Origin of the sequence: Chryseosolibacter histidinae, from assembly GCF_018598225.1 — a bacterium.
GTDB classification, from domain to species: domain Bacteria; phylum Bacteroidota; class Bacteroidia; order Cytophagales; family Cyclobacteriaceae; genus Chryseosolibacter; species Chryseosolibacter histidini.
The window spans coordinates 1-7,446 of record NZ_JAHESF010000083.1 but is presented as its reverse complement, the minus strand read 5'-3'; the positions used below and the strand labels follow the sequence as shown (position 1 = coordinate 7,446).

Below are 7,446 nucleotides of genomic sequence, written 5' to 3'. Positions count from 1 at the left end.
GATCTGCTGTGTATCCTGGTAACGCCACGCGCGGTTCACGGTAAATCCTTCGCTGTTGAGCAGAAGCTTGCGCAGCACATTCCGGTTGCCATAGACATCGGTTTCGATCAGCGCGGCCTGGAACACTACCGGATTGCTCAACGAGGTCACTGAATCCACGTAAGTGAAATCCACCGTTGCCCGGAGGATGTTGGAAGGACTGGTCTGATCGATCAGGATGGTATCGATGGAGAACGCGGGATCTTCGAGTGCCCGGCGATCAATTTCGATCTCGTTGATAGCCTTGTGACCGCCCTGGAAGGTCTTGTTGTAGAATTTTCCGAGGATACCGTCCATGATGGTGAATGGAGGCTGCGTGATATTCTGATAGTAGAATGCCCTGGCCCCCGGGTCGGTAGGGTTCTCCTGGTTAAGCTGGTCGGCCTTGGGTACGTTCAGGTGATACTCGATCTTGAAGAAGTCGGGTTTCACGCGTATAGTAACCTGGTTGTCATAGAGCTGATCAACCTCCTGGCTGGCGACCTTGGCGGGCTGGTAATTGTCGTTGGTAAAGTGTTCTACCATCACGGTGCGCTTCTTATCTCCCACGAACACGTTGTCAAATGCGAAACCGTCATAAGGACCGGTGGTAGGGTTACCGTCGTTGCTGGCAAAAGCGATGCGCAGCCGCACTTGTCCTCTGTTAGCAACGGGGATCATGTCCAGGTTGAACCTTCCGTTCTTCCATTTGCCCTGGAGGCCGTCTGTGTTGAGACCGGTACCTGTCCATCCATATTGTCCCAGGAACTGCTCACCCGGATTGGAAGGAATACTGCTTCCGTTATACCAGTTGATACCCTGGTCTCTGTCTTGTAAGGCTTCGTTCGGGCCTACAATGCGCCAGTTGTTACCACCATCGATCGAATATTGTAACACGGCACCATCTGAAAGGTCTGCGTCTGAGAAGTAGTCCAGCGAAACCATTGGCCGTTGCAGAGCGCTGAGGTCGAAACAAGGTCCGTTCACCACGGAGTTCTCATTTACATAGTAGGAGCTCTCTGCGCCAAAGTTTTTCCCGGTCCACCATGCGCCGCTTGAATTCGATGCATTGATGTTCACCCCTGCCGGGATACCCCAGATCCAGCTGGTGTCACTCTTGATGATGTTGTTCCGGGTGGAGTTCGTAGCGTCGAAGGCTTCCGCGATCCAGCCACCGTCCGTCGTCTCAAACGCCTCGTAATAAGCATCGTTTGTCAATGGCCTTACGGTGCTGTAAGGCAGAATGAACACTTTCTTCACGATCGAGTTAGAGCATCCGTCGTTGGTGGTCACAGTAAGTTTGGTGTCGAATGTTCCAAAAGCGCTGTACTTGTGGTCAGGCTTATCGTAGGTACCTGTGGTTTTACCTCCGTGCCAGCCGGCAGGAACGGTACCACCTACGGCGCCGGTTAAAATATCACCATCACCGAAGTCCCACTGATAGCCGGTGATCGTACTGATGGTTCCCGGATTCGAGAGGTCTTCGAACTTGGTAAAATCGCGGTTACAAATGGCAGACCATTCAAAGTCCGGAAGCGGAACGTCACCCACGCGGATCGGGTTATCCAGAGGCCCGCTCGTGTTGGAACAGCCCTGCAACGTCGTTACTTTGAGTGTAGCGTAGTAAGTATTGGAAGCCGCGTACCGTTTCGTCGGGTTCTGGCTGGTGCTGGAAGTATTGTCACCAAAGTTCCACTGCCAGCTTGCTATTGACGTGGTGAAAGCGGTTGGCCTCACAATCGACTTATCGGTAAAGACAACATCGCTGTCGATACAGTTGTTAGATGATAAGAACTGGGCTACAGGGCTCGCGAAGATCCTTACAAACCTGTCCTTATACGTCAGCGCGCCGAACTCATTCTTGTAGTCATACCGGATACCATACACGCCCGATGCAAGTCCATCGGTCTGGATATAATATTCGGAGCCCTCCTGCACGATCGAAGCGATAGGGTCGCCGGGATTTGCGGGGAAGCTGGTGAACTGCGTTTCAGGACCAAAGCCGGTTGACGCTGCCGGGAAGCCGATCAGTTTTACGCGGCCCAGCTCGGAGCAAAGCTCATATACACCGTCACCGCTCAGGGTAGCGCCCTGGATGGTGAAGTCGACGTTCGTTACGGGATTAACCTTGATCTGCTGCGTATTGGAATTGGTACAACCATTTTCATCCGTGTAGGTATAGGTTACGAGGTTGATGCCAAGCTTCACAGCACTGGGATCGAAGTTGGCCTTGTCAACGGGGTCAGCTACTGTACTTCCGATGTTCGATTCGGCAGGCAAGATGGTGAACTGGCCGCCATCTTCGTTACCGGTAAGCACCAGCACAGGATCATTTTCAGCTACCTGCGGAGGTGACATGGCCGTAGGGAAGCCAGTGAACACTACAACAGGAAGCGGGTTGATCCTTAACGTCATGTTATCCGTCTCCAGCGGGCAGGGTCCTGCACCATCCGGGTCAAGTGCGGTAACCTGCAGCGTGATCGTTGTATTGACCTCAGACGGGCTGGTGTCCTTGAATGAGTAAAACGCGTTGATATCAGAAGTAGATGAATATGTTCCCGCCCCGCCTGACCATGAGACGCCATTGGGCGCATATCCGATGGTGCCTTGCAGCTTGATGCTGGACTGATCCCTGCATTGGGCAAGGTCAGGGCCAGCTGATATTTTTGCACGCGGGTTCACAGTCACATTCAGCGTGAATGCATTTCCTACGCAGGCGTTTACTTCGTCCACAGGAATGACGGTGTACAGCACATTTTCATTATTATTGGCGCTGTTAATATTGATGAGGTTGTCATCGATCACGTCGGCATTCTTTACAAAGGTGCTTTCGCCATCAACATTGTTGTTAGCGGCAGCGCTCCAGCTGAAATTGGTAGGGATGATGTTGACGCTATTGACGTTGGTCTGCAAATTATAAGCGATGGATGAGCCACTGCAAATAACAACGGAAGTGTTGACACCCACGGGTTCGGGGTTCACTTTGATGGTGATATTAAACGTAGTGCCCACGCAGCCAGCCACGCTGGTTGGAGTTACGCTGTAAACGACACTCTGTTGTGAAGCTGTGACGTTGTTCAATACGTCGGTAATACTTCCTCCCGATTGCGGGGACTGGCTCTCACCGCCAACGCTCGTGTTGTTGGCAGCATACCATGAGAACGTGCTTCCTACGTTGTTACCGAAGATCGCAATGTTATTGATCAGGTTGTAGTTAGCGGCCACGTCACTGCATACGGCAAGATCTTTTGTGGCGCCTACGGGCTCCGGTTTTACTGTCACTGTCACTGTAAATGAGTTCCCGATACAACCGCTGGTGGTACCTGTAGGCGTAACCGTATATACCACCAGCTGATTCACCGAAGTGGTGTTCACGAGTACATCGCTAATGGTTGAGCCACTCTGATTGGTGGTGCTCTCCCCTGTTACGTTTGTGTTGCTGGCGGCGATCCAGGTGAAACCAGAAGGCATCGAATTGCCTCCGGCGCCATTCACGTTGGCCTGAAGGTCGTAATTCACCGAGGTGCTGCTACAGATCTCTTTCACTGCATTTACACCACGGGGTTCCGGTTTGATCGGTACGGTCACCTTGAAAGAATTGCCCGCACAGCTGCCGCTGAAAGGAATGATCGTATACACTACGTTCACATCTGCCAGGGTGGTGTTGGTCCACTGGTCATCTGAAAGCTCAGCTACTCCTTTGCCTGATCCCGCACTCACAGTACCTGCGCTTTGTACCAGGCCGTTGCTGTTGGTGCTGATCGTGAAGCTGCTGGCGCCAGAAACCGCTAAAGTATATCCTATCGCATTGTCGCTGCACACCGCCGTGGCCACCACATCGGCCATGGTCACAGGCTCTGATTGAACTGTCACTACTACTGTGAACGGAGCTCCGGCACAACCTGCGCTGCTTACCGGGGTGATATTGTAAGTTACCAGTACATCAGCACCTGAGGTGTTGGTCCACGCATCGTTGATCAGCTCATCAGCGGGTTTGCTTGCGCCCGTTGCAGGACTTCCTGCTGAGAAGCTCAGGCTTGTTGTGATCGTATTGATCGTATAACTCGCCGCGCTCACACTGCTGCCATTGGTGGTCAAGGTTGCCACAGTACCCAGCGGCGTATCACTGCAGATCGTAAAGGCCAGCGGTATGCCTACCGGTTCAGGCTTCACCGTTACAGTTACGGTGAACGAATTTCCAACACAGGTACTTGTCGTTCCTGTCGGGGTGACCGTATACACCACTACCTGGTTCACCGAAGTAGTGTTTATGAGTACATCACCAATGGTTGAGCCACTCTGATTGGTGGTGCTCTCCCCGGTTACGTTCGAATTGTTGGCGGCAACCCAGATGAAATCAGAGGCCATCGAATTACCTCCGGCGCCATTGACATTGGCCTGAAGATCATAATTTACAGCGCTGCTGCTGCAGATCTCTTTCACTGCATTTACGCCAAGGGGCTCAGGTTTGACCGGCACGGTCACTTTAAACGAGTTGCCTGCGCAGCTGCCACTGAAAGGAATGATCGTGTACACAACATTCACATTTGCCAGGGTCGTGTTGGTCCACTGGTCATCTGAAAGCTCAGCTACCCCTTTGCCTGATCCCGCACTCACAGTGCCTGCACTTTGCACCAATCCATTGCTGTTAGTACTGATGGTGTAACTGCTCGCGCCCGAAACTGCTAAGGTATATCCAATCGCATTGTCACTGCACACGGCCGTGCCCACCGCATCGGTCATGGTCACAGGCTCTGATTGAACGGTCACTACTACTGTAAACGGAGCTCCGGCACAACCTGCGCTGCTTACCGGTGTGATGTTATAAGTTACCAGCACATCAGCGCCTGAGGTATTGGTCCATGCGTCATTGATCAGTTCATCGGCGGGTTTGCTTGCACCCGTTGCAGGACTTCCGGCTGAGGAGCTCAGGGTTGTTGTGATCGTATTGATCGTATAGCTCGCCGCGCTCACGCTGCTGCCATTGGTTGTTAAGGTTGCCACGGTGCCCAGTGGAGTGTCGCTGCACACGGTGAAAGCCAGCGGTGTGCCTACCGGTTCCGGCTTCACAGTTACAGTAACGGTGAACGAATTTCCAACACAGGTACTGGCCGTTCCTGTCGGGGTCACCGTATATACTACTACCTGGTTTACGGAGGTGGTGTTTACCAGCACATCGCTAATGGTTGAGCCACTCTGGTTGGTGGTGCTCTCCCCGGTTACATTCGTATTGCTGGCCGCAACCCACATGAAATCAGAGGCCATCGAATTGCCCCCGGCGCCATTGACGTTGGCCTGAAGGTCGTAATTCACCGAGCTGCTGCTGCAGATCTCTTTCACGGCATTTACGCCACGCGGTTCGGGTTTGATCGGCACCGTCACTTTAAACGAATTGCCTGCGCAGCTGCCACTGAAAGGAATGATCGTATACACCACGTTCACATTTGCCAGGGTGGTGTTGGTCCACTGATCATCTGAAAGTTCGGCAGTTCCTTTGCCTGACCCCGCGCTTACGGCACCTGCACTTTGTACCAGGCCGTTGCTGTTAGTGCTGATCGTATAGCTGCTCGCGCCTGACACTGATAATGTATACGCCACCGCGTTATCGCTGCACACGGCTGTAGCTACTACATCGGTCATGGTCACGGGTTCCGATTGAACCGTCACTACTACTGTAAACGGAGCTCCGGCGCAACCTGCACTGCTTACCGGTGTGATGTTATAAGTTACAAGCACATCAGCGCCCGAGGTGTTGGTCCATGCGTCGTTGATCAGCTCATCGGCAGGTTTGCTTGCGCCTGATGCAGGACTTCCTGCCGAGAAGCTCAGGGTTGTTGTGATCGTATTGATCGTATAGCTCGCCGCGCTCACGCTGCTGCCATTGGTCGTTAAAGTTGCCACGGTGCCCACCGGAGTGTCGCTGCACACAGTGAAAGCCAGCGGCGTACCGATAGGTCTTGGCTCAACGGTAACCACAGCGGTCTGCTGCACGGGGTTAACACAAAGGCCTCCGATGCTGCTCTCAAAGTAGTAGGTTACGGTTTGTACAGTGTTGGTCGGGTTGTCCAGCACATCGGTGATGGTGGCCGGGAAACTGTTGTATTGCGTACCGACGGCGCTGAAACCTGTTACGCCTCCGGTTGCTACTACATTCGCGATCCGAACCCGGATTCCGGCGGTGCTGCTGCTCAATGCGATATTGGTGGCGCTGCCAGGCCCTTCACATATGGTCGACGCAACGTTGTTTACGCTGAATACGGCGTTGGGACGAACCGTGATGGTTACACTCTCCACGGCTCCGGAACAACCATTGGCCGTAGCCTGAAAATCATACTTGATCGTTCGAGGGCTGGTGGTTGTATTGGTAAGTACGTCGGTGATGCGTGATCCATTGGCAAACGTGCTGCCCACCGCGCTGTAACCTGTTATGTTTCCGGGGGCTCCACTGACGGTGACACCCACCAGGGTGATCACAGAGCCTGCTATCGGGTCTGTCACTGTAATATCGGTCTGCCCGTTGCTGCAGATCGTATTTCCTACAATATTATCTGTTACTGTTAACTCAGGTGTCGGATCAACGGTGATGCTCACCGAGGCTTGGGTTGTACACACTACACCGAAGTTATCGGTAACGGTTACTGTGAAATTGTAGATCGTACGGCTCGTGATGTTCGGAGGTGTGAAAGTCGGGTTGGCGACGTTCGTGGCTGACAAGCCCGTTGCAGGCGCCCATGAATAAGTATATCCTGAGCCTACGGTTCCTCCCGTGGCCGAAGCCGTTAACGTTGCAGTCTCATCCTCACACAATATATAATCACTCGATACCGCCGATGCCGTGAGCTGGGAGTTCACGGTTACCGTGACCGTGTTGTTCATCTCTGTATCACAACCTGTAGCAGTAGTGATGGCCAGTACATTGAAGGTGGTGCTCGCGGTCAGGTTGCCTGTCGGGAGGTTGATCAATCCGCCTGTGCCTGCCACCGGAGAGCCGATCGCTACATCACCTGCATCGTTACGGAGCTGATAAGTGACACCGCTTTGGCTGCTGGCGATCTGGATATTAGTTGAGGTGCCGTAGCAGAGATTGGGAGCTGCAGCCGTCAATGTAAGACCCGTCGGAACCGGATCAACAGTTATGCTTACGGTTTTCTGTGAAGTACACACCACACCAAAGTTATCCGTAACTGTTACGGTGAAGTTGTAGATCGTCTGGCTTGCAATGTTCGGAGGTGTGAAAGTCGGGTTAGCGACGTTCGTGGCTGACAAGCCTGTTGCGGGTGACCAGGAATAAGTATATCCTGAGCCTACGGTTCCTCCCGTGGCCGAAGCCGTTAACGTTGCAGTCTCATCCTCACACAATATATAATCACTTGATACCGCCGATGCCGTGAGCTGTGAGTTCACAGTCACCGTTACCGTGTTGTTCAT

1 protein-coding gene is annotated in these 7,446 nt (G+C 53.1%); it reads right to left on the bottom strand.

Annotated elements, in window-relative coordinates:
* Positions 1–7,446, bottom strand: a 7,446-nt coding sequence (locus tag KK083_RS32160; RefSeq protein ID WP_254170271.1) for a PKD-like domain-containing protein, incomplete at both ends; no start/stop codon positions are given.